The sequence below is a fragment of the Blastococcus sp. TF02-09 genome (assembly GCF_003319105.1).
Taxonomy (GTDB): Bacteria; Actinomycetota; Actinomycetes; order Mycobacteriales; family Geodermatophilaceae; genus Blastococcus.
Window position 1 is genome coordinate 30,441 of sequence record NZ_QOHH01000009.1, and the last position, 22,125, is coordinate 52,565.

Here is a 22,125-nt window from a genome sequence, read left to right on the forward strand (position 1 = left end):
TGCACGGGCAGGGGCCGACGACCCATTGACCGGAGGATCGACCGCGCGAGAAGGTGCAGGCCGCCCGTCGGGCGCAACCGCGCGTGTCCGATGCGTCGCGCGCGGGCCTCCTGGCTCCCTGGAGATCCTGTTGACACTCGCCACGGACGATCCCGGCACGCGCACCGGCGCCACGGTGACGAGGACCACGGGCCTCGTCGGGCTGGCCGGACTCACGTCGCTCGGCGCCGGGGCGATCCACGCCGCCGCGATCGGGGTTCACAGCGAGCACCGGCCGGCCGTCCTCGCGTTCACCGCCGTCGCCGCCGCCCAGCTGGCGTGGGGTGTTCTGGCGCTCGTCCGCGGCAACCGCCTGGTCGCCGTCGTCGGCCTGCTCGTCGGGGCCGGCGCCCTGGCCGGCTGGGCCCTCGCCAAGGTGAGCGGCATCCCGTTCGTCGCAGGCCTCGACGTCGCCGAGCCGGTCCAGACGGCGGACGGCCTCGCCGCCGGCCTCGCCCTCGCGTCCGTGCTCGCCGTCGGCGCCGCCCTGTGGCCGGAGCACGACGCCCGCCCCCGGCTGCGGGCGCCGCTGCCCCTCCTGGCCGTCGGCGTCGCTGCCCTCACCGTGTTCGGCATGATGACTGCCGGCTCGCACGCCCATGCCGGCGGGGACCACCACGGTTCGGACGGGACGGTCGCCACCGGCCACGAGCACGAGCACGAGGCCGCGGACCACGTCGAGGACGCCTCGGCGGCCACCGTCCCCTACGACCCGACCCAGCCGATCGACCTGAGCGGCGTCGACGGCGTCACCTCCGAGCAGCAGGCCGCGGCCGAGAACGTCATCGCCGTGACCCTCCACGGCCTCCCGCAGTGGGCCGACCCCGCCTACGCCGAGGCCAACGGGTTCCACTCCATCGGCGACGGCTTCACCGGCATCGAGCACCTGATCAACGAGGCCAACATGGACGACGACGTCATCCTCGACCCGGACGTCCCCGAGTCCCTCGTCTACGACACCAGCGGCGGCGGACGCCGGCTGGTGGCGGCGATGTACATGCTCAAGCGGGGCACGCCGCTCGAGGAGGCTCCGGACATCGGCGGCAACCTCATGCAGTGGCACACCCACGACAACCTCTGCTACAACGCCGAGGGCAAGGTCCGGGGGCTCACGGACGCGGACGGCGCGTGCCCGGCGGGTCTGGTCAAGCCGGTCGAGACGCCGATGATCCACGTGTGGCTGGAGTCGCACCCGTGCGGGCCGTTCGCGGCGCTCGAGGGCATCGCCGGCGGCCGCATCCCCGACGGCGAAGAGGTTCTCTGCGACCACGCCCACGGTTCCTGACCGGCGCGGAGACGAGCACCGGGGAGGACCGGGTCCAGTCTCAGGTGGGGTCGGGGTCGTTCGGCCCCTGGCGCGGGCCGGCGCTGACGCCGAGCTCGCTGACCCCGCCGTACGGCTCGTGCCGCTTGCCGGCGTGCGCCTCGGCCTGCAGGCGCTCGACCAGGTGCGGGTAGTGCGCCTCGAACGCGGGGCGCTCGGAGCGGATCCGCGGGATCTCCACGAAGTTGTGCCGTGGCGGCGGGGACGAGGTCGCCCACTCCAGCGAGTTGCCGTGACCCCACGGGTCGTCGCGCAGGGCGAGCTTCCCGTACCTCCACGACCGCACCACGTTGAACAGGAACGGCAGGACCGACGCCCCGAGCACGAAGCTGAAGATCGTCGAGATCATGTTCAGCGTGGTGAAGGTGTCGGTGGCCGCGTAGTCCACGTAGCGGCGCGGCATGCCCTCGTTGCCCAGCCAGTGCTGCACCAGGAACGTGCCGTGGAAGCCCACGAACGTCATCCAGAACTGCAGCTTCCCGAGCCGCTCGTCCATCATCCGGCCGCACATCTTGGGGAACCAGAAGTAGATGCCGGAGTAGGCAGCGAACACCACGGTGCCGAACACCACGTAGTGGAAGTGCGCCACGACGAAGTAGGAGTCGTGGACGTGCCAGTCCAGCGGCGGGGAGGCCAGCAGCACGCCGGTCAGCCCACCCAGCAGGAAGGTGACCATGAAGCCGATGGAGAACAGCATCGGCGTCTCGAAGGTCAGCTGGCCGCGCCACATGGTGCCGATCCAGTTGAAGAACTTCAGCCCAGTGGGCACCGCGATCAGGTAGGTCAGGAACGCGAAGAACGGCAGCAGCACCGCGCCGGTGGCGAACATGTGGTGAGCCCACACGGCCAGGGAGAGGAAGCCGATGGCGAGGGTCGCGCCCACCATGCCCTTGTAGCCAAACAGCGGCTTGCGGGCGAAGACCGGGATGACCTCGGTGACGATGCCGAAGAACGGCAGCGCGATGATGTAGACCTCGGGGTGCCCGAAGAACCAGAACAGGTGCTGCCACAGCATCGCTCCGCCGTTCTCGCGGGAGTAGACGAGGGCGCCGAGGTTCCGGTCGGCCAGCAGCGCCATCAGCGCCGCGGTCAGGACCGGGAAGACCAGCAGGATCAGCAGCGATGTGATCAGGGTGTTCCAGGTGAAGATCGGCATCCGGAACATCGTCATGCCGGGCGCGCGCAGGCAGACGATCGTGGTGATGAAGTTGACGCCACCGAGGATCGTGCCCAGCCCCGAGACGGCCAGACCGCCGATCCACAGGTTGGCGCCCACGCCCGGGGTGTGCACGACGTCGGAGAGCGGCGTGTAGGCCGTCCAGCCGAAGTCCGGCGCCCCGCCCGGGGTGAGGAACGAGGACACCACCATCGTGGAGCCGAACAGGAACAGCCAGAACGACAGCGCGTTCAGCCGCGGGAACGCGACGTCGGGCGCACCGATCTGCAGCGGCATGATCAGGTTGCCGAACGCGAAGAACAGCGGCGTCGCGAACATCAGCAGCATCAGCGTGCCGTGCATCGTGAACAGCTGGTTGTACTGCTCGGGCGACAGGAACTGCAGCTCGGGGCGTCCCAGCTCGGCCCGGATCAGCATGGCCATGAGGCCACCCAGGAGGAAGAAGGCGAACGAGGCCGTCAGGTACATCAGGCCGATGGTCTTGTGGTCGGTGGTCCGCAGCAGGTTGGACAACCGCGAGCCCCGGCTGGGGGTCGCCGCCGGGCTCGGACGGCTGACGATCGGCCGCGGCGCGATGGCGGTCACGAGGCGGACCCCGTCGACGCGCGACCGGACGACCGTCGGGACGCGATGCAGATGCCGGACATGTCGGCCCCCGGAGATCGGTGACGGCGCCGCGTGGTCGGCTGCTCCGAGCGGCACGACCATCGTCGCCCACCCGAGCCGGTTCGGAAACCCGGAGCGGCGCTCCCGCTTCAGCCCGCGGCGCGCCAGGCGCTGAGGTCGACCGCCGCCCCGTCGTGCGCATCGGCGTCCGGGACCAGCCATGCGTCCTCGCGGACCTGTCCACCGGCCAGCCAGCGGGCGGTGTCGAGCGCGAAGGCCGCCCGTGCGTCGGCCGACGGGCTGCCGACGTCGCCCACGAACGTCACGTCGGTCACCGCACCGTCGGCGTGCCGCAGCACCACCCGGCACCGGGCCCGGCGGTGGCGCGCCGGGGGCACGGCCTCGCGGACGACGGCGGACTCGGCTCCCGCGGCGGCGGCGAACTCCGGCGCGGCGCTCCGCAGCGCGGTGACGAAGCGCTGGGCGTCGTCGACGGGGGAGTCCCGGGCGATGAGGGAGAGCGCCAGTGCGCCGGCGCTGGCGACCGTCTCGAGGGGCAGCGCGGCGTCGATGGCGGTCCGCGGGACGGGGGGCAGGCTGCGGCGCGGACCGGCGTGGATCGTCTCCATGGTGATGATCAGTCTCGCCACGCCGCGGGGCGCTGTCCGGGGGCGCGCCGACGGTGGGGCGAGTGGGACGGGCGGGTCGCGAGCGACCCTCAGGCGCGGCTGACCAGGGCGGCGGCGTCGTCGGCAGCCGGGCCCGGCAGCCGAGCGCCGGCGGAACCGGCGACCTGCACCACGGCGGCGCCCAGGCACAGCACGCCGACGCCCGCGACCACGTCGAGGAGGTAGTGGTTGCCCGACCCCAGCACCACGAAGAAGGTGCTGAACGGGTAGCCCAGCGCCACCATGCGGACCCAGGTGCGGCGGACCAGCACGACGAGCACGACCCCGCACCACGCGGCCCAGGCGCAGTGCAGCGACGGCATGGCCGCGAACTGGTTGGAGATCGCGTCCGACCCCGGGGTGCCCGAGGCCGGCCACCACCCCCAGGCCGACGTCTGGCTCATGACGTCGACGAAGCCCTCGTCGGGAAGCAGTCGCGGTGGAGCGGTCGGCACCCAGTAGAAGCCGATGAGCGCCAGCGCCGTCGTCACCATGAGGATGCCGCTGGCGGCCCGGTACTGGCCGGGGCGTCGCACGAAGAGCCAGGTCAGCACCGCCGGGGTGACGAGGAAGTGGAGCGTCGCGTAGTGCAGGGCGACCGCTGCCGCGACCACGTCGGTGCGGTGCACCCAGTCGTTGAGGCCGCGCTCCTGGGCCAGGCCCCAGGTGTCCTCGACGGCCAGGATCTCCCGGCCGTTGGCGTACGCGCGGGCGACGACGTCCCCGACGCTGTTGCGCACCAGTGAGTAGACGCCGTACAGGACGGCGAGCAGGAGGACCTCCACCCACCACAGCGGGCGGGCGAACGACCGGAGCAGGAGCCCGCGACCGGCGGCGTCCGCGGTGGAGGACGCCCCGTCACCCGCACCGGTCGGCGCCACGGATGCGGTCACGTCCCACTCTTCTCGTCGGCGGAGGCTCCTTGCCTACTGCATCGGACGGGAGGGGCCCCTCCTTGAGCGCTCCGCGACGGGAAAATCGTCGCCCGACCGGCCGGGGGCGGGCAGCCCGCCACCGTCGAGCGACGGCGAGCCCCCCGGGTGGCCAAGAGGTGTCAGGCGCCTCCGCCGACGGGCGCACCGCCGACGGGTACCAGGCCCGTGTTCTCCGCGGTCTCCTCGGCCGCGCGGCCCGCGCGACCCTGGCGCCGCTCGATGTACTGCGCCAGCCGCCCGAGTGCGTAGTTGATGGCGATGTAGATGAGCGCGACGACGAAGAAGGTCTGGATCGGGTTGCCGAGGTTGCGCTGGATGCTCTCGCCCTGGCTCAGCAGCTCGTCGTAGTTGGCGATGAAGGTGACCAGCGAGGTGTCCTTGAGCACGACGATGAGCTGGCTGATGATTGCCGGCAGCATGGTGCGGAAGGCCTGGGGGAGCAGCACGATCCGCATCGTCTGCCAGGTGGTGAGCCCGGTGGCCAGCGCCGCCTCCCGCTGACCGCGGGGAAGGGACGCGACGCCGGCGCGCACGATCTCGGCGAAGATCACCATGTTGTAGACGGTGAGGCCGAGGACCAGGCCCCAGAAGACCTGCCCGCCGGGCAGGTTGCGCATGTCGAGCCCGATGTCGGGCAGCACCCGGACGCCGATGAAGACCAGGACGACCACGGGCAGCCCGCGGAAGATCTCGATCAGCCCGATGAGCGGGATCCGGCCGGCCCGGCCGAGCGAGAGCCGCGCGACGGCGATGAGCGTGCCGAGGACGATGGACAGCACCATGGCCACCGCCGCAGCCTTGAGCGTGTTGACGACGCCGGTGCCGATCAGCCGCCAGACGGAGTCGAAGACCTCGTTGCCGGGGTCGATGAGCGGACCCCACTTCTCCATCGTGAACTGGCCCTGCTCGTCCAGCCGCCGGTAGACGAGGTACGCCAGGCCGAGGAGGACCAGGGCCGCCACGACGGTGCCGATGAGCGTCCGGCGCCGGGCCCGCGGCCCCTGCGCGTCGTAGAGGACGGTCTGCTGCTGGCTCATCGGGCGATCGCCACCTTCCGCTCGAGGACCTGCAGCAGGGCGCCGGCGGTGAGCGTGATGATCAGGTAGCCGACGGCCACGCCGCCGACGAAGATCGGGAAGGTCGCGTAGCCGAGGGCACTGGTCAGCCGCTGCCCGGTGCTCCACAGGTCGCCGCCCACGCCGAAGGCGCCGGCGACCGCGGAGTTCTTCATCATGGCGATGAGGACGCTGCCCAGCGGCGGGACGACGGTGCGCAGCGCCTGCGGGATCACCACGAAGCGCAGCCCCTGGGTGAAGTTCAGCCCGAGGGAGCGGGCCGCCTCGGCCTGGCCGGCCGGGACGGAGTTGATGCCCGAGCGGACCGCCTCGCAGACGAAGGCCGAGGTGTAGAGCACCAGGCCCAGCACGCCGAAGAAGAAGAACGAGCGGTTGATGCCGAGCTCGGGGAGCCCGAAGGCGCAGAAGAACAGCACGACGGTCAGCGGGGTGTTGCGGAACGTCGTCACCCAGAACGTGCCGAACGCACGCAGCGGCGGGATGGGGGACACCCGGCAGGCGGCGATGAGCACGCCCAGGGGAACGGACCCGGCCAGCGCGTACAGGATGATCTCGAGCGAGGTCAGGAAACCGTCGACGAAGAGGTCGATGTTGTCGAAGACAGGACTCACTGGCTCTCCCTCGGCGCCGGCGGTGGTGGGTCAGGACGGGGCTCCGCGGCCGGCCGGCGAGGAGTGCCGGCCGGCCGCGGGGTGCTCAGGCGGTCAGGCGCACGGGGCGGGCTCGGGCAGCTCGGGGGTCTCGGTGCCCTCGACCTGGCCGGCGGTGGACTCCCACGCCTCGATGTAGGCGTCCTCGTTCTCCTGCAGCGTGTCGTTGATGAACTCGCAGAAGGCGACGTCGCCCTTGGTGATGCCGATGCCGTAGGGCTCCTCGGTGAACTGCTCGCCGACCAGCTTGAAGGCACCGTCGGACTCCGAGACGAAGCCCAGCAGGATCACGTTGTCGGTGGTCACGGCGTCGACCTGGCCGTTGCGCAGCGAGTCGGCGCACTGCGAGTACTCGTCGAACAGGGTCAGCTGGTCGGGGCTGGCCAGGTACTCGGCGATCTGCTCGGCCGGGGTGGAGCCGGTGACGGAGCAGACCTTCGCGTCGGGGTTCTCCCGCAGCGACTCGGGGCCGGTGATGTCGTCGTTGTCCTCGGCGACCATGATCTGCTGTCCGGCCAGGTAGTACGGGCCGGCGAAGGAGATCCGCTCCTTGCGGGTGTCGTTGATCGTGTAGGTCGCGACGACCATGTCGACCTCGTCGCCCTCGATGACGTCCTCGCGGACCGCCGATGGGGTCGGCACGAACTCGATGTCGTCCTCGGCGATGCCCAGGGCCCCGGCGATGATCTTGGCGACCTCGACGTCGAAGCCCTCGATCTCGCCCTCGAGGTTCTCCAGCCCGAAGCCGGGCTGGTCGAACTTCGTGCCGATGCGGATCGTGCCGGCCTCGGCGAGCTCGGCCATCGTGGTGCCGGCCTCGAACTCGGGGGCGTCGGCGACCTCGGGCGCGGACGAGGAGGAGTCGTCGTCGCTGCCGCAGGCCGCGGCGGTCAGGGCGACGACGGACAGGGTCGCCACCAGGGCGGTACGGCGGAACTTCATGGGTCGGTCCTCTCGCTGGGTGGGTCGGTCGGTCAGTGGGTGAGGATCTTGGAGAGGAAGTCCTTGGCCCGGTCGGACTCCGGGCGGGTGAAGAAGGTCTCCGGGTCGGCCGTCTCGACGACGCGGCCGCCGTCCATGAAGACGACGCGGTTGGCCGCCCGGCGGGCGAAGCCCATTTCGTGGGTGACGACGACCATGGTCATGCCGTCCTTCGCGAGGCCGACCATGACGTCGAGGACCTCGTTGATCATCTCGGGGTCCAGCGCGGAGGTGGGCTCGTCGAAGAGCATCACCTTGGGCTCCATGGCCAGGGCGCGGGCGATCGCGACGCGCTGCTGCTGACCGCCGGAGAGCTGCGCGGGGTACTTGTCGGCCTGGCTGGCCACGCCCACGCGCTCGAGCAGCTCGCGGGCCCGGGACTCCGCCTCGGCCTTGGACTTCTTGCGCACCTTGACCGGCCCCAACACGACGTTCTCCAGGACGGTCTTGTGGGCGAAGAGGTTGAAGCTCTGGAACACCATGCCGACGTCGGCGCGCAGCCGGGCGAGCTCCTTGCCCTCCTCGGGCAGGAGGGCGCCGTCGATGGTGATCTGGCCCTTGTCGATGGGCTCGAGCCGGTTGATGGCACGGCACAGCGTGGACTTGCCCGACCCCGAGGGGCCGATGACCACGACGACTTCGCCGCGGTCGATCTCCAGGTCGATGTCCTGCAGGACGTGCAGTTCGCCGAACCACTTGTTGACGCCGGACAGGCGGACGAGAGGCTCTCCGTTCGGGCGGCTGGTCACCCCGGCGACACTAAGGGGGGAAGGTGCCGGATCCCGCACCGTGGGATCACGAAGCCGTAACGAAGGCCGATCTTTCCCCCGCGCGGGTCACCCGCGGCCCGGTGGCCCGGTCAGCCCGGCGGCGGCACGGAGAACAGATCGCCGGGCTGGCAGTCGAGGGCGTCGCACAGCGCGGTCAGCGTGCTGAAGCGGACGGCGCGGGCGCGGTCGTTCTTCAGGACCGAGAGGTTGACGACCGACACGCCCACCCGTTCGGACAGCTCCACGAGCGTCATGCCGCGCGCCTCCAGGAGCCGGTCGAGGTGGCAGGCGACCCGCGACGGGCTGTCCTCCTCGGGGAGGGCGGCGGCCGGACGGCGGCTCACACCGTCCCCTCGAGCTCGTCCTCCAGTGCCCGGCCGCGGCGGAACGCCTCCGCGGCGCCCACCAAGGCGAGCGCCACCCCGACCGGGACGAACGACAGGGTCGCCTCGAACGCGAGGAACGGGCCGTCGGGGCCGACGAGGTCCAGGTGGTCGAGCACGGCGCTGGTGCCCACCGCCTCCACCACCGGTACCACCAGGCCGCCGACCAGGACCGCAGCGGCGAGACCGGCCAGCCGGCCCGGGTTGCGCCGGTCGAACGGGCGCCCGTCGTGGATGGCCGAGAGCACCCGTCCCAGCAACCAGGCGCCGACGGCCACCGAGAGGAGGGTGAGGACGTCCGGCAGCCCGGTGAGCACCCGGAGCCCCGCCGGCAGCTCGAGCGCGGTGAGCCGGAACTCGTTGCTCACGTCCGCGACGACGACGTCCTCCGGCAGGCCGGCCACGTCCGGGCTCCCGCTCCCGGCCGGCTCGGCCAGGGTGACCGGGACCGAGCCGCTCGACTCGCCGAGCTGCTCGAACGGCAGCGCGACGGCCAGGAGGAGCGCCACGACGGCGGCTACCAGCAGCACCGCCGAGACGAGGCTCGTGCCGGTACGGCCGGGGAAGCGGAGCTGGGGCTGCATGGCGGGGACCATATCGACAGTCGATAGCAATGACAATCGATATGCTCGTGGCGACGTACCCTTCCTGCTGTCATGGAGAGCGCAGCGCAGAGCCCCGAGCGCACCTACCGGGTGCGCACCTACGGGTGCCAGATGAACGTGCACGACTCCGAGCGGCTGTCCGGGCTGCTCGAGCAGGCGGGCTACCGGCCGGCACCCGAGGGTGACGACGCCGACGTCGTCGTCCTCAACACCTGCGCGGTGCGGGAGAACGCCGACAACCGGCTGTACGGCAACCTGGGCCACCTGCGCCCGGTGAAGGACGCCCGCCCCGGCATGCAGATCGCCGTCGGCGGGTGCCTGGCGCAGAAGGACCGCGGGGAGATCGTCCGTCGCGCTCCGTGGGTCGACGTCGTCTTCGGCACGCACAACGTCGGGTCGCTGCCGGCGCTGCTCGACCGCGCCCGGCACAACGCCGAGGCCCAGGTGGAGATCGTGGAGTCCCTCGAGGTCTTCCCCTCGACGCTCCCGGCGAAGCGCGACTCGGCCTACTCGGGCTGGGTCTCCATCAGCGTGGGCTGCAACAACACCTGCACGTTCTGCATCGTCCCGGCGCTGCGCGGCAAGGAGAAGGACCGCCGCCCCGGCGAGATCCTGGCCGAGGTGCAGGCGCTGGTCGACCAGGGCGTGCTCGAGGTGACGCTGCTCGGCCAGAACGTGAACGCCTACGGCGTGGAGTTCCGCGAGCGGGGCGCCTTCGCCGACCTGCTGCGGACGGCGGGGCGGATCGACGGCCTGGAGCGGATCCGCTTCACCAGCCCGCACCCGCGGGAGTTCACCGACGACGTCATCGAGGCGATGGCCGAGACGCCGGCGGTCTGCCACCAGCTGCACATGCCGTTGCAGAGCGGGTCCGACGACGTGCTGCGCCGGATGCGCCGCGGCTACCGGCAGGATCGCTACCTCGGCATCATCGACCGCGTCCGCGCCGCCATGCCCGATGCCGCGATCACCACCGACATCATCGTGGGCTTCCCCGGCGAGACCGAGGGCGACTTCGAGCAGACCCTCGAGGTGGTCCGGCAGGCCCGCTTCGCCAGCGCCTTCACCTTCCAGTACTCCAAGCGCCCCGGGACGCCGGCCGCCGAGATGGCCGACCAGCTGCCCAAGGAGGTCGTCCAGGAGCGCTACCTGCGGCTGACCGCGCTCCAGGAGGAGATCAGCTGGGCCGAGAACCGCGCGCAGCTCGGCCGTCGCGTCGAGCTGCTCGTCGCAGCGGGGGAGGGCAGCAAGGACGCCGCGACGGGCCGGCTCTCCGGTCGCGCCCGCGACGGCCGGCTGGTGCACTTCACGGCTGCCGACGGCGTCCGGCCCGGTGACGTCGTCGAGACGGTGGTGACCGACGCCAAGCCGCACTTCCTCGTCGCCGACGGCGCGCTGCTGTCCCACCGGCGCACCCGCGCGGGCGACGCGAGCGAGGCCGGCACCCGCCCGATGACGGCCGGCGTCTCGCTGGGCATGCCGCGGATCGGCGTCCCCGACCCGCTCCCGGCGGTCACCAGCTGCTGACCGACGCAGCAGGGCCCCCGTCCGGTCGGACGGGGGCTCTGCTGGCGTCCTGACTACCGGCGGGCGGACTTCTCCGCCTCGGCCAGCCACTCCCGGCGGGTGGCGAGGTTGGCCTGCGCCTCGTCGATCCGGCGCCGGTCACCGGCGGCCTCGGCCTTGGCCAGCTGCTCCTCGGCCTTGGTCACCGCGGCCCGCATGGAGGTGACCATGGGGTTCTCCGCAGCGGCGCGGGGACGGCCGGCGTCGGCGGCGCCCCGGACCTTCTGCTCGACGGCCTGCATGCGGTCCTCGAGCTGGCGCATGACCCCGCGCGGCACGTGCCCGATGGCGTCGTAGCGCTCCTGGATCTTGCGCAGCGCGTTCTGCGCCCCGCGGAGGTCCTTGGACGGATCGATCCGCTCGGCCTCGACCAGCAGCTCCTCCTTGCGCTGCTGGTTGGCGAGCTCCTCGTCGGTGCGCGCCTTGTCCGACTCGGTGCGCGCGGTGAAGAAGACGTCCTGCGCGGCGCGGAACTGCTTCCACAGGTCGTCGTCGCCGTCCCGGCCGGTGCGCGGCACCGCCTTCCAGCGGTCCATGAGGGAGCGCATCGCGGCGCTGGTCGGGCCCCACTCGGTGGAGGTCGACAGCCGCTGCGCCTCCCGGATCAGCTCCTGCTTGGCGGCGCGGGCCTCACCGCGCTGCGCGTCGAGCTGGGCGAAGTGCGCCCCACGACGGCGGCCGAAGGCATCCCGCGCCGCGGCGAACCGCGTCCACAGCACCTCGTCGGTCTTGCGGTCGATCCCGCGGATCGTCTTCCACTCCTCGACGATCGCCTTGAGCCGGTCGCCGGCGGCCTTCCACGCCGTGGACTCCTCGGCGATCGTCTCGGCCTCGGCGGCCAGCGCCTCCTTGCGCGCCACCTGGGCGGCACGCGCGGCGGCCTTCTCGGCGCGGGACTCCGCGGCGGCGGAGTCGGCCGTGCCCACCATGGCGCGCGCCCGGGCGGCGAGCCCGTCGAGGTCGCCGACGGCGGCGGCGCTCGGGATGGACTCGGCCAGCGCCTGCGCCTTGCCCTTGATCTCCGCGGGGTTGCCGGTGTGCGCCTTCAGCCGGGCCTCGAGCAGGGTGACCTCGGTGGCCAGGTCGTCGAATCGGCGGGCGTAGTGCGCCAGGCCCGCCACGGGGTCGCCGGCCTGCCAGGAGCCGACGGCCCGCTCGCCGTCGGAGGTGCGGACGTAGACGGTGCCGTCCTCGTCGACGCGGCCCCATCGCGAGGGGTCGGCGACCGCCTCGGCCGAGGGCGCCATCGACGCGGGGGAGGGCACCGCTGGAGCGGGGGTCGGCGTCGCGGGGTCGGCCGCACCGGCGGCGGGCGGTGTCTCGGCGTCGGCTAGCGCGGCGGCGGATGGCAGGTCGGCGGCGTTCTCGGGCGCCGGCGCCGGGACGGCGGCCTCCGGGGCGGCCGCCTCGAGGATCTCGGCCGCCGGGACGGCCACCTCGGGAGCCGTTCCCTCGGCAGCGGCCTCGCCGGGGGCCGGTTCCGCCGTCGGGTCGGGGAGGGCGGCCTCGGCCGGCGTCGGCGCGGCGGCCGTCCCGGCGTCGGGCGTCACCGCGTCCGGTCCCTGCTCCACCTTCGGGGTGGCCACGTCGGGGGTCTCCACAATCGGTGGAGCGTCCTGCTGCGCCCCGCTGCCGGGGTTGTCCGTGCTCGACACCCGGGCAGTGTCCCACGTCGCATCGGCGAGACTGCTGGATGTGAGTGCCGTTCCCGGGAGACCGCCGGTCCCGTTCACCCCCGTCGGGGTCACCGTCGCGTTCTGCCCGGCGCCGCCGCTGCTGGTGCCCACCGTCGAGGGTCGGCCGGAGAAGGCCACCGCGGCCCTGCGGCGCGCCTGCGCGGACGCCGTGGCCGCCATGTTGGCGTTCCGACCGGAGGTGGTGGTGGTGGCGGGGACGGGCGCCCCAGCCGGGGTCCGGTTCGGCGATGGCGACGCCGGTGATCTGCGGGGATACGGCGTCGATTTGGAACTCCCCTTCGCCGGCCGGGTGCGCCCCGGCGGACGCCGGCTGCCGCTGGCGCACCTGCTGGGCGCCTGGCTGCTGGACGAGGCGGGTTACGCCGGCACGCGGGTCGGCGTCGGTCCCGAGGACCTGCCCGGGTTCGTGCGGTCCCTGCCCGGGGCGGTGGGCGTCCTGGCGATGGGTGAGGGTTCCGCGCGGCGCAGCGTCAAGGCACCGGGTTACCTCGACCCGGCCGCGGAACCCTTCGACGACGCGGTCGCCGACGCGCTCGGTCGGGGCGACGCGGCGGCTCTCGCGACGCTGGACGACGCCGAGGGGCAGCGGCTGCTGGCCGAGGGGGTGCCGGTCTGGCGCGCGGTCGGTGCGGCGCTGAGCGATCGATCCGTCGTCGGGCGCCTGCATGCCGCGACCGCTCCGTTCGGCGTCGGCTACCTGGTGGCCGACTGGCGAGCGCGATGAGCGAACCGCCGGTGGTGGCCGTGGTCGGGCCGACGGCCACCGGCAAGACCGCGCTCGCCGTGGGGCTGGCGCACCGGCTCGGTGGCGAGGTGGTCAACGCCGACTCGATGCAGCTCTACCGCGGCATGGACATCGGCACGGCCAAGCCCGACGCCGCCGAGCGCGACGGGGTGCCGCACCACCTGCTGGACCTCTGGCACGTGCGCGAACCGGCGTCGGTGGCCGAGTACCGGCAGCGCGCGCGGGCGGAGATCGACCGGCTGCGGGCGGCCGGCGTCGTCCCGCTGCTCGTCGGAGGGTCGGGGCTCTACGTCCGGGCGGTCCTGGACGAGCTGGACTTCCCGGGCACCGACGCCGCCGTGCGGGCGCGCCTGGAGGCGGAGCTCGTGGAGCTCGGGCCCGCGGCGCTGCACGCTCGGCTGGCCGGAGTCGACCCCGCCGCGGCGGCCGCCGTCCTGCCCGGGAACGGACGGCGCATCGTGCGGGCGCTGGAGGTCGTCGAGATCACCGGGGGCCCGTTCCGCGCCACGCTGCCCGAGCCGGTGCCGCACTACCCGGCGGTGCTCCTCGGTCTGGACCGGGACCCCGCCGAGCTCGACGAGCGGATCGCCCGGCGGGTGGACCGGATGTGGGAGCGGGGACTCGTCGCGGAGGTGGAGGCGCTGGCCGCCGACGGTCTGCGCGAGGGCCCCACGGCCTCGCGCGCGCTGGGCTACGCGCAGGTCCTGGCCCAGCTCGACGGCACCCTGACCCCGGACGAGGCCCGGGAGCGGACCGTCGTCACCACCCGCCGCTTCGTCCGCCGCCAGCGGTCCTGGTTCCGTCGGAGCGCGGCCACCACGTGGCTCGACGCCGCCCGGCCCGACCTGCGCGACGCCGCTCTCGCCGTGATCGGCGACCGTACGATCGGCCGGTGACCGCCTCCTCGCGCGTGCTGATCGGGCACGGCACCGAGAACGACTTCGTCGTGCTGCCCGACCCCGACGGGTCGGTGTGGCCCGAGGCGCGCCTGGACCCCGCCCTGGTGCGCCGGCTGTGCGACCGCCGTGCCGGACTCGGTGGCGACGGCGTCCTGCGGCTGGTGCGCAGCGCGCACGTGCCCGACGCCGCGGCGGTCCTGGGCGCCGACCTCGACGCCTGCGAGTGGTTCATGGACCACCGCAACGCCGACGGCTCGTACGCCGAGATGTGCGGCAACGGCATCCGGCTGTTCCTGCACGCGCTGATCGCCGAGGGGCTGCTCGACCGGGCCGCGTGCACCGCCGGCGTCCTGGTGGGCACCCGCGGCGGACCGCGCCGCGTCGGGACGGCCGAGGGCGGCGGCTACTGGGTGGACATGGGTCCCGCACGCGAGTTCGGCCGGGGCTCGGCCGAGGTGGACGGTGTGGACTTCCCCGGGATCGCGGTGTCGATGGGCAACCCGCACCTGGCCGCCCTCACCGACGTCGACGTCGACACCCTGGACCTGACCCGCGAGCCGGTGTTCGACGCCGAGCTGTTCCCCGAGGGCGTCAACGTCGAGCTGGTCAACGTGCTCCAGCCGGGCGCCCACATCCGGCTCCGGGTGTTCGAGCGCGGGGTGGGCGAGACGCGCTCCTGCGGCACCGGCGCCTGCGCTGCGGCCTACGCGGCGCTGACCCACGAGGACCGCACGGAGGGAACCGTCGTCGTCGACGTGCCCGGGGGCCGCCTGTCGGTGCAGATCGACCCCCGGACGACGGTGCTCACCGGCCCCGCGGTGCTCGTGTCGGCCGGATCGCTGTGCCCGGAGTGGCTCGGCGACTGACCCTCAGGGGGAGTCGGGGGTGTCGGCCCGCGTCTCCGGGTCGTCGGTCGGCGCCTCGGGCTTGTCCCCGGGACCCACGTTGCCCGTGCCCCGCGGCTCTCCGGTGCCGGTGTCCTGGTCGGCGCCGCCGAACGGGTTGCGCGGCGGACCGCCGATGCCCTTCGGGTCCCGACCGGGGTCGTCGAGCTCGCTGTTCGAACCCACGCTGCTCGATCCGGTGGTCATCGGTTCCTCCTGGTGTGCGGGATCTCGTCGGGGGAGGCCCTACCCGCGCCCCCGTCCGGGATGCACCGGGGCCCGTCCGGTGTTGTGCCCGGTGATGACAACTCAGGTGCTACCTGCCGCAGACCGTGCCACGCTGGAGACGATGACCACCGCTCAGAACCGCGCCATCCTGGACGACGCCGAGGCCCGCGTCGACAAGGCCGCCGCCGCCCGCCCCGCCGACGACACCACCGTTTCCTACGACCTCGAGGCACGTGGCGCGCTGCGCCGCGTCGCCGGGCTCGGCACCGAGCTGGCCGACGTCACCGAGGTCGAGTACCGGCAGCTGCGCCTCGAGCGCGTCGTGCTGGTCGGGGTGTGGACCGAGGGGACGCAGGCCGACGCGGACCGCTCGCTGGCCGAGCTGGCCGCCCTGGCCGAGACCGCCGGCTCCCAGGTGCTCGAGGCCGTGAGCCAGCGCCGCGACAAGCCGGATGCGGCCACCTACGTCGGGTCGGGCAAGGCCGGCGAGATCCGCGACATCGTGGCCGCGACCGGCGCCGACACCGTGATCTGCGATGGCGAGCTCACCCCCGGCCAGCTCAACCAGCTGGAGAAGGTGCTCAAGGTCAAGGTCGTCGACCGGACGGCGCTGATCCTCGACATCTTCGCCCAGCACGCCACCAGCCGGGAGGGCAAGGCCCAGGTCGAGCTGGCGCAGATGCAGTACATGCTGCCGCGCCTGCGCGGCTGGGGTGAGTCGATGTCCCGGCAGGCCGGTGGCCGCGTGGCCGGCGGTGGGGGCATCGGTACCCGCGGCCCCGGTGAGACCAAGATCGAGACCGACCGCCGGCGGATCCGCGCGCGGGTGAGCAAGCTGCGCCGCGAGATCGCCGGCATGGCGACCGCGCGGGCGACCCAGCGCAACAGCCGCGACCGCAACGCCACGCCGTCCGTGGCGATCGCCGGGTACACCAACGCCGGGAAGTCGAGCCTGCTCAACCAGCTGACCGGCGCCGGGGTGCTCGTGGAGAACGCGCTGTTCGCCACCCTGGACCCGACCGTGCGCCGGGCCCAGGGCCCCGACGGCCGGGAGTACACGCTCACCGACACCGTCGGCTTCGTCCGGCACCTGCCGCACCAGCTTGTCGACGCCTTCCGGTCAACGCTGGAGGAGGTCGCCGCCGCGGACCTGCTGCTGCACGTGGTCGACGGGTCCGACCCCGACCCGCTCGGTCAGATCAACGCCGTCCACGTCGTCCTCCAGGACATCGACGCCTCCTCGGTGCCCGAGGTGATCGTCGTGAACAAGGTCGACGCCATGGACGAGGAGGCCATCCTCACCCTGCGCCAGGCCCTGCCCGGGGCCGTGTGGGTCTCCGCGCGGACCGGTGCCGGCATCGAGGAGCTGCGCGAGCTCGTCGCGGCCCGGCTGCCGCATCCCGACGTCGACGTCGACGTGCTGGTGCCCTACGACCGGGGTGACCTGGTGGCCCGCGTGCACCGGGACGGCGAGGTGCTCGCCGAGGTGCACGAGGCCGGTGGCACCCGGCTGACCGCACGGGTGGACGGCGCGCTGGCCGCCGCGCTCGAGGAGTTCGGCGCCCCGGTCGGCTGACCGGTCCGCCCGGCTCGCCGGATCACAGGCAGGTCACGGACCGGTACGGTGACCCGGTGACGAGCGGCGTGGTGCACGACGCCGGCCCCCGGGGCAGCACCTCGGGGACGCCGGTGGGCCGGCCCTCGTGGTGGGCGGTGCTCGCCGCCCTGGTGGTCGGCGGGCTCGTGACCCTGGACCTGCTCACGTACGGCGCGTCCGAGCGCCTCGACCTGCGGGTCTCCGACGTCGTCGACGGGTGGGGGCTGGCCGACTCGGCGGCGTATCCGCTGGTCTGGGTGGTGACCCAGCTCGGTGGCCGCGTGACCATCCTCGTGGTGCTCGCGGGCCTGGTCGGTTACCTCGCCTGGACCCGCCGGACCCTGCTGCCCCTGGCCCGCGTGCTGGTGGCCCTCGCGCTCCTGACCGGAGCGGTGTACGCGATCAAGTACGGGACGGGGCGGACCGCGCCGCGCTTTCCCGGGAGCTACTTCTTCCACGACGACGGGGCGTCGTTCCCCTCGGGGCACGTCGCCAACGCCGTCCTCATGTGGGGCGTGGCGCGGTGGCAGGCCGTCGAGTACGGGCTGCCCGTCCGGGTGCAGCAGATCGCGTGGTGGCTGGCCGTCGTCGGCCCGGTGCTCACCGGGCTGTCGATGATCGCGTTGAACTTCCACTGGGTCACCGACGCCGTGGTGGGCGCAGCGGTGGGCGTGGTGCTGCTGGGCGTGGTTCACGCACTCGATGCATTGGTTCTGTCACGCTGGGTTCGTGCCCGAGCAGGCCGGCAGACCGCGTAGCGGCGGCGGAGGACGCGCCACCCGGGTCGTTCCCCTCGGCCTGGCCGTCGTCCTCGGCGTCGTGCTGCCCGTCGGCGCCACCGGTGTCGCCGCCGCTGAGGAGCCGGGGGCGCCGGTGGTGCGGTGCTCGATCACCGATCCGGCGCTGGCCGAGATCTCCGGGCTCGTCGACCTCGGTGAGCGGATGCTCGTGATGAACGACGGCGGCGAGCAGGTCGCCGTCACCGTGCTCGACTCCGGGTGCCAGGTGCTCGAGACGCGCACCGCCGACGTCGACCCCTACGACCCCGAGGACCTGGCGCTGGCGGCCGACGGCACCCTCTGGTTGGCCGACGCCGGCGACAACAACGCCTCCCGGGCGACCGTCGCGCTCATCGCGCTGCGTCCGGACGGCTCCGCCGCGGTGCACCGGCTCAGCTACCCCGACGGCGCGCACGACTCCGAAGCGCTCTTGCTGGCCCCGGACGGCACGCCGTACCTCGTGACCAAGGAGGTGCTGGGCTCCAGCGGGGTCTACCGGCCCACCGCCCCGCTGTCGGCCGGGACGACGGTGCCGATGGAGCGCGTGGCGACGGTCAACCTGACGCTCACCGGCACGGCCGGTGGCCCCGTCGGACGGGCCGGCCAGCTGCTGGTGACCGGGGGAGCGGTGGCCGGCGACGGGCACGCACTGGCGCTGCGCACCTACACCGACGCCTACGTGTGGCCGCTGGTGGGCTCCGACGTGGTCGGCGCCCTGGCCGGGACGCCGGCGCGCACGGCGCTGCCCGAGTCACCGCAGGGGGAGGCGATCAGCTTCACCGGGGACAACCGGCAGCTCGTCGTCGCCAGTGAGGGGGTGCCCGGAGACGTGGTCGTGGTGCCCCTGCCGGCCGGGGCAGCTGCGGCGGCCACCGGGACGACGGACGGTCCGGTGCCCAGCCTGAGCGACCTCACCAGCTCCGAGCGGTCGCCGATCACCTCGGCGCTGATCGCCGCCGCCGTGGCGACCGTCGTGGTGTGGGTGGGTTCGCTGTTCCGCCGCCGCCCGAAGGCCTGAACGGAATCTGACCCGAACTGCCTGGGGTCCTGCCCGGCTGGGCGGGACCCCAGGCAGCGCTCAGGTCCTAGACCCGGCGCAGCACCGAGACGACCCGGCCGAGCACGGTCGCGTCGTCGCCGGGGATCGGCTCGTAGGCCGGGTTGTGCGGCAGCAGCCACACGTGGCCGTCCCGGCGCTTGTAGGTCTTGACCGTCGCCTCGCCGTCGATCATCGCGGCGACGATCTCGCCGTTCTCCGCGGTGGGCTGCTGGCGCACGACCACCCAGTCACCGTCGCAGATGGCGGCCTCCACCATCGAGTCACCGACGACCTTGAGCATGAACAGCGTGCCCTCGCCGACCAGCTCGCGGGGGAGGGGGAAGACCTCCTCGACCGCCTGCTCGGCGAGCACCGGCCCACCGGCGGCGATCCGGCCGACCAGGGGCACGTAGGTCGGCGCGGCAGCCGGCTCGTCGGTGCCGGCCACCTGCTCCGCGAGGGGCGCCGCGGGGCTCGAGGTGTCGCCCGGGAGCCGGACGTCGAGCGCGCGGGGGCGGTTCGGGTCGCGCCGCAGCCAGCCCTTCTTCTGCAGCACGGAGAGCTGGTGGGCCACCGACGAGGCGGAGGACAGGCCGACGGCCTCGCCGATCTCGCGCACCGACGGCGGATAGCCGCGCCGGTCGATGGAGTCGCGGATGACCTCCAGGACCCGGCGCTGGCGCTGGGTCAGCCCGTCGCCGTCGGTGCCGCGGTCGGGGAAGGAGCGCACGGAGGCCGTGCCGCCCTCCGGTTCCGTCGCCGTGCTGCGCGTCCGCCGGCCGCCCGACGTCCCGCTGGTCTCCGCCACGTCTCCTCCTCGCGGGCCGCCGGTGCAGCCCTGCTGGTCGCGTCCTCCGAACCGTAGCGCTGATCACCTCACCTTTCAAACACGTGTTCGAAGCCCGTCATCGTGTCGGCTCGCTTCTGTCGGCGGTCTCCGGTAGACATCGCACAGACGTTCGAATCGAACAGCCGTTCGAAGGCCCGGGCATCGGTGCAGGTCGGGAGGAGTGGTCATGGGTGGAGTGGCGCAAGCCGTGGTGGAGTTCGACGAAGCGGTACAGGCCCCGTGGCGGCCGCCGTTGGCAGGAGGGTCCGGGCAGCGGCGCGCCCTGCGTGCGGTGCCGGACCTGCCGGAGGTCGCAGCGGGCCGTCGGCGGACGACGGGCACCCCGGTGCGCCGGCCCGTCCCGGCGGGCACCACGACCCCGCGCCGCCCCGTGGCTCCGGGCAGGGGCGTCGACGTGCGGCCCGCGCCGGGTCTCCGGCTGACGCGGCGGGCGCGCCGGCTCGGGGCGGTCGTCGGCCTGACCGTCGGCGTCGCGCTCGGCTCGTGGGTGGGGTCGGCCGTCGCGGGGGGTGACGAGAGCGGGTTGCGGCTGGTGGGGGAGAGCAGCGTCGTGGTCCAGCCGGGCGACTCGCTCTGGTCCATCGCTGCCGCCGTCGCCGGCGACGGGGACGACGTCCGTGAGGTCGTCGCCGAGATCCGCGAGCTGAACGAACTGTCCGACGCCGTCGTCGTGCCGGGGCAGCTCCTCCTCCTGCCGTGACCAGGGAGGAGAGCCCGGGTGACGGGTCCGGCGACAGGGCAACACCTCTCCAACCTGGGGTGCCGACTTCGTCAATGATCCGCAGAGGCGTCTTCACCCGTAGTCGCTGGTCGAACGCATACGGTCGTCGTGTGTCAGGTGCCATGGACAGCCGCGCCGCTGTGTTCACCAGCTCTCCCCAGTCCGTCGAGGTCTACCAGGCCGGGACGTGGTGGCGGGGCGAGCTCCTGGGCTGGCGGCACGACGCCTCGGGTGCCTGCCAGATGTGGGTGCGGGTGGTCGCCGGTGGCGTCGAGGAGACGGCGTGGATCGACCTCGCCGCCCTGCGGCTGCCCGAGGCGCCGGTCGATCCGGCTACCGCGCCCAGCCGGATCGACTCCCGGGTCAAGCAGGAACTCCCGCCGGCCCAGGCGATCTCCGCGCTGCGCGGCCGCCCGCTCACCGCCGACGCGACCGCCACCGCTGCGCTGCCGATGATCCGCGACGAGATCGCGGCGCCCGCGGCTCCGGCGATGGGTGCCGCCGCCGTGGCGCCCACGGTCTCCGTGCCGCGGCCCGGCGGACGCCGGCGGGCGCCCGAGGACGTCGACATCCAGGTGGTGGCCGCGGCCGAGGTCGCGGTCCCGCCGGGCCGGCACCGCGCCCCCCGTGACGAGGGCCGGCACCGCGCCGACGACACCGAGGTCTTCGCTGTCATCACCGACGAGGCCGACCGGGGCGGTGCGGCGGTCGAAGAGTCGACCGGGGCCGTGGGCTCGCGTCGTGCGGTCCGGTCGCACGCCGGCACCGGACGGTCGATGCCCCTGGCGCGCACGGCCCGGCCCGAGGAGTCTCACGGGCGCGCGGAGGTCTGCGCCGGGCGGACCGAGGCCGAGTCTGACCTGCTCACCCGTCCCATGCGGCTGGGCGACCTCACGCCGGGCTCCCGTCGCCCGACGGTGGGCGGCTCGGTCGTCGGGGCCTGACGCCCCGGCTCGCTCTGTTGTTCGGTCACTCGGCCGGCCGCTGGCCGCCGGCCGCGACCGCTGACGCGGTGGGCTCACCACGGCCCCGGCCAGCCGGTCGTCGCCCCTCGGGGCCGTGCGGGGTCCGGGCTGCCGGGTCGCCCCGGGAGGGTCGACCGCGGTCGGCGCTCGGCACCACCGGCGTCCCCTCTACACCTCCGGAGGGCTCGTCCGGGCGTGTGGTGTGACGGCTGGGATGCCGTGTTCCTGCGGGTGACGGCCGGGTCAGGGTGGAACACGCCGGTCGGCGGATGTCTTGCACATCTAGTGGGCCCAGGCTTAGGGTTCCACTAGATCTAGTAGTTACAGAGATGTAAGCCTTGTCCACAGGCCAGTCCTCAGGTTCTCCCCGCGGCGTCCACCGGATGTCCCCAGGGGGTCCACAGGAGGCCCGGACGAGGTGCCGCTGAGGGAGGTGGACCGCGATGCGATGCCCGTTCTGCCACAACCCCGACAGCCGGGTGATTGACTCGCGGGAGGCCGACGAGGGGGCGACCACGCGTCGTCGCCGTTCGTGTCCGCAGTGCGGGCGGCGGTTCACCACCGTCGAGGAGGCCGTCCTCGCCGTCGTGAAGCGCAGCGGCGTCAGCGAGCCGTTCAACCGCTCCAAGGTCGTCGCCGGTGTCCGCCGCGCCTGTCAGGGCCGGCCGGTCGACGAGGACCAGCTGGCCCTGCTCGCCCAGCAGGTCGAGGACACGATCCGCGCCAGCGGCGCGGCGGAGGTACCCGCTCACGAGGTGGGTCTCGCCATCCTCGGCCCGCTCCGGGAGCTCGACGAGGTCGCCTACCTGCGCTTCGCCAGCGTCTACCGCTCCTTCACCTCGGTGGCCGACTTCGAGAAGGAGATCGCCGAGCTGAAGGCCCGCCCCGCGGGTGCGGCCACCTCCTCCGCCGGTCCCTCCGACGGCTCCTGAGAACTGTCA

General features: G+C 73.4%; 23 protein-coding genes. 11 read left to right on the plus strand and 12 right to left on the minus strand.

The window, feature by feature from the left end; translation table 11 throughout:
• The first annotated feature begins 130 nt into the window (after nt 1-130).
• Nucleotides 131-1,324, plus strand: coding sequence for a hypothetical protein (locus DQ239_RS14230; protein WP_113835090.1), 1,194 nt, complete (start codon nt 131-133; stop codon nt 1,322-1,324).
• A 40-nt stretch (nt 1,325-1,364) separates the two neighbouring features.
• Here the strand turns inward: DQ239_RS14230 and ctaD are convergent, their stop codons facing one another.
• The 9 genes from ctaD to DQ239_RS14275 form a co-directional block, all read right to left on the minus strand.
• On the minus strand, nt 1,365-3,125 hold the full coding sequence (gene ctaD, locus DQ239_RS14235; protein WP_113835211.1) for a cytochrome c oxidase subunit I: 1,761 nt from the start codon (nt 3,123-3,125) through the stop codon (nt 1,365-1,367).
• A gap of 170 nt (nt 3,126-3,295) precedes the next feature.
• Nucleotides 3,296-3,796: a hypothetical protein gene (locus DQ239_RS14240; protein ID WP_233489236.1), complete on the minus strand. Its 501-nt coding sequence runs from the start codon at nt 3,794-3,796 to the stop codon at nt 3,296-3,298.
• A gap of 68 nt (nt 3,797-3,864) precedes the next feature.
• Nucleotides 3,865-4,707: a phosphatase PAP2 family protein gene (locus DQ239_RS14245; protein WP_113835091.1), complete on the minus strand. Its 843-nt coding sequence runs from the start codon at nt 4,705-4,707 to the stop codon at nt 3,865-3,867.
• A gap of 161 nt (nt 4,708-4,868) precedes the next feature.
• Entirely contained in the window at nt 4,869-5,786 is a 918-nt protein-coding gene (locus DQ239_RS14250; protein ID WP_113835092.1) for an amino acid ABC transporter permease, read from the minus strand.
• The gene (locus DQ239_RS14255) at nt 5,783-6,436 is read right to left on the minus strand and encodes an amino acid ABC transporter permease (protein ID WP_113835093.1); all 654 of its coding nucleotides are present in this window, start codon (nt 6,434-6,436) and stop codon (nt 5,783-5,785) included. The genes DQ239_RS14250 and DQ239_RS14255 overlap by 4 nt, the downstream gene beginning before the upstream one ends.
• A 93-nt stretch (nt 6,437-6,529) precedes the next feature.
• The gene (locus DQ239_RS14260) at nt 6,530-7,417 is read right to left on the minus strand and encodes a glutamate ABC transporter substrate-binding protein (RefSeq protein ID WP_113835094.1); all 888 of its coding nucleotides are present in this window, start codon (nt 7,415-7,417) and stop codon (nt 6,530-6,532) included.
• A gap of 32 nt (nt 7,418-7,449) precedes the next feature.
• Nucleotides 7,450-8,205, minus strand: a complete 756-nt coding sequence (locus DQ239_RS14265; RefSeq protein ID WP_147252126.1) for an amino acid ABC transporter ATP-binding protein — start codon at nt 8,203-8,205, stop codon at nt 7,450-7,452.
• A gap of 110 nt (nt 8,206-8,315) precedes the next feature.
• Entirely contained in the window at nt 8,316-8,570 is a 255-nt protein-coding gene (locus DQ239_RS21190; protein WP_255411236.1) for a helix-turn-helix transcriptional regulator, read from the minus strand.
• The gene (locus tag DQ239_RS14275; RefSeq protein ID WP_158544841.1) at nt 8,567-9,193 is read right to left on the minus strand and encodes a DUF2975 domain-containing protein; all 627 of its coding nucleotides are present in this window, start codon (nt 9,191-9,193) and stop codon (nt 8,567-8,569) included. Before DQ239_RS14275 ends, DQ239_RS21190 begins: the two co-directional genes overlap by 4 nt.
• 72 nt (nt 9,194-9,265) lie before the next feature.
• Here DQ239_RS14275 and miaB point away from each other — a divergent pair, with 72 nt between their 5' ends.
• Nucleotides 9,266-10,741 (plus strand): tRNA (N6-isopentenyl adenosine(37)-C2)-methylthiotransferase MiaB, encoded by a 1,476-nt coding sequence (gene miaB / locus DQ239_RS14280; protein ID WP_113835097.1) that lies wholly within the window; start codon nt 9,266-9,268, stop codon nt 10,739-10,741.
• Between the two features lie 53 nt (nt 10,742-10,794).
• On the opposite strand, the gene DQ239_RS14285 is transcribed toward miaB, so the two are convergent.
• Nucleotides 10,795-12,435 carry a DUF349 domain-containing protein gene (locus DQ239_RS14285; protein WP_113835098.1) on the minus strand — a complete coding sequence of 547 codons (1,641 nt, stop codon included), beginning with the start codon at nt 12,433-12,435 and terminating at the stop codon, nt 10,795-10,797.
• 40 nt (nt 12,436-12,475) lie between these two features.
• On the opposite strand from DQ239_RS14285, the gene DQ239_RS14290 reads away from it, so the two are divergent.
• From DQ239_RS14290 to dapF, 3 genes are read left to right on the plus strand one after another with little or no spacing between them, the layout of a single operon-like run.
• Nucleotides 12,476-13,201, plus strand: a complete 726-nt coding sequence (locus DQ239_RS14290) for a hypothetical protein (RefSeq protein WP_113835099.1) — start codon at nt 12,476-12,478, stop codon at nt 13,199-13,201.
• Nucleotides 13,198-14,118, plus strand: coding sequence for a tRNA (adenosine(37)-N6)-dimethylallyltransferase MiaA (miaA, locus tag DQ239_RS14295; protein WP_113835100.1), 921 nt, complete (start codon nt 13,198-13,200; stop codon nt 14,116-14,118). The genes DQ239_RS14290 and miaA overlap by 4 nt, the downstream gene beginning before the upstream one ends.
• The gene (gene dapF, locus DQ239_RS14300; RefSeq protein WP_113835101.1) at nt 14,115-14,987 is read left to right on the plus strand and encodes a diaminopimelate epimerase; all 873 of its coding nucleotides are present in this window, start codon (nt 14,115-14,117) and stop codon (nt 14,985-14,987) included. Before miaA ends, dapF begins: the two co-directional genes overlap by 4 nt.
• A gap of 3 nt (nt 14,988-14,990) precedes the next feature.
• Here the strand turns inward: dapF and DQ239_RS14305 are convergent, their stop codons facing one another.
• Nucleotides 14,991-15,212, minus strand: a complete 222-nt coding sequence (locus DQ239_RS14305) for a hypothetical protein (protein WP_113835102.1) — start codon at nt 15,210-15,212, stop codon at nt 14,991-14,993.
• A 142-nt stretch (nt 15,213-15,354) separates the two neighbouring features.
• Here DQ239_RS14305 and hflX point away from each other — a divergent pair, with 142 nt between their 5' ends.
• From hflX to DQ239_RS14320, 3 genes are read left to right on the plus strand one after another with little or no spacing between them, the layout of a single operon-like run.
• The gene (hflX, locus tag DQ239_RS14310) at nt 15,355-16,809 is read left to right on the plus strand and encodes a GTPase HflX (RefSeq protein ID WP_113835103.1); all 1,455 of its coding nucleotides are present in this window, start codon (nt 15,355-15,357) and stop codon (nt 16,807-16,809) included.
• A 56-nt stretch (nt 16,810-16,865) separates the two neighbouring features.
• The gene (locus tag DQ239_RS14315; RefSeq protein WP_233489237.1) at nt 16,866-17,588 is read left to right on the plus strand and encodes a phosphatase PAP2 family protein; all 723 of its coding nucleotides are present in this window, start codon (nt 16,866-16,868) and stop codon (nt 17,586-17,588) included.
• Entirely contained in the window at nt 17,560-18,627 is a 1,068-nt protein-coding gene (locus tag DQ239_RS14320) for a hypothetical protein (protein ID WP_113835104.1), read from the plus strand. Before DQ239_RS14315 ends, DQ239_RS14320 begins: the two co-directional genes overlap by 29 nt.
• Nucleotides 18,628-18,694: 67 nt before the next feature.
• On the opposite strand, the gene lexA is transcribed toward DQ239_RS14320, so the two are convergent.
• Nucleotides 18,695-19,378: a transcriptional repressor LexA gene (lexA, locus tag DQ239_RS14325; RefSeq protein WP_199583037.1), complete on the minus strand. Its 684-nt coding sequence runs from the start codon at nt 19,376-19,378 to the stop codon at nt 18,695-18,697.
• Between the two features lie 286 nt (nt 19,379-19,664).
• Between lexA and DQ239_RS14330 the strand changes: the two genes are divergently transcribed.
• From DQ239_RS14330 to nrdR, 3 genes are all read left to right on the plus strand, one after another.
• Entirely contained in the window at nt 19,665-20,198 is a 534-nt protein-coding gene (locus tag DQ239_RS14330) for a LysM peptidoglycan-binding domain-containing protein (protein WP_113835106.1), read from the plus strand.
• A 143-nt stretch (nt 20,199-20,341) separates the two neighbouring features.
• Nucleotides 20,342-21,163: a hypothetical protein gene (locus tag DQ239_RS14335; protein WP_113835107.1), complete on the plus strand. Its 822-nt coding sequence runs from the start codon at nt 20,342-20,344 to the stop codon at nt 21,161-21,163.
• Between the two features lie 464 nt (nt 21,164-21,627).
• Nucleotides 21,628-22,116, plus strand: coding sequence for a transcriptional regulator NrdR (gene nrdR / locus DQ239_RS14340; protein WP_113835108.1), 489 nt, complete (start codon nt 21,628-21,630; stop codon nt 22,114-22,116).
• The last annotated feature ends 9 nt before the right edge of the window (nt 22,117-22,125 follow it).

What these genes read in the sequence shown, in the direction of transcription:
- DQ239_RS14335 (WP_113835107.1), top strand. Translation starts at nt 20,342, where the DNA reads ATGGACAGCCGCGCCGCTGTGTTCACCAGCTCTCCCCAGTCCGTCGAG.
- nrdR (WP_113835108.1), top strand. Translation starts at nt 21,628, where the DNA reads ATGCGATGCCCGTTCTGCCACAACCCCGACAGCCGGGTGATTGACTCG.
- DQ239_RS14330 (WP_113835106.1), top strand. Translation starts at nt 19,665, where the DNA reads ATGGGTGGAGTGGCGCAAGCCGTGGTGGAGTTCGACGAAGCGGTACAG.
- miaB (WP_113835097.1), top strand. Translation starts at nt 9,266, where the DNA reads ATGGAGAGCGCAGCGCAGAGCCCCGAGCGCACCTACCGGGTGCGCACC.
- DQ239_RS14250 (WP_113835092.1), bottom strand. Translation starts at nt 5,786, where the DNA reads ATGAGCCAGCAGCAGACCGTCCTCTACGACGCGCAGGGGCCGCGGGCC.
- miaA (WP_113835100.1), top strand. Translation starts at nt 13,198, where the DNA reads ATGAGCGAACCGCCGGTGGTGGCCGTGGTCGGGCCGACGGCCACCGGC.
- DQ239_RS14305 (WP_113835102.1), bottom strand. Translation starts at nt 15,212, where the DNA reads ATGACCACCGGATCGAGCAGCGTGGGTTCGAACAGCGAGCTCGACGAC.
- DQ239_RS14260 (WP_113835094.1), bottom strand. Translation starts at nt 7,417, where the DNA reads ATGAAGTTCCGCCGTACCGCCCTGGTGGCGACCCTGTCCGTCGTCGCC.
- hflX (WP_113835103.1), top strand. Translation starts at nt 15,355, where the DNA reads ATGACCACCGCTCAGAACCGCGCCATCCTGGACGACGCCGAGGCCCGC.
- DQ239_RS14275 (WP_158544841.1), bottom strand. Translation starts at nt 9,193, where the DNA reads ATGCAGCCCCAGCTCCGCTTCCCCGGCCGTACCGGCACGAGCCTCGTC.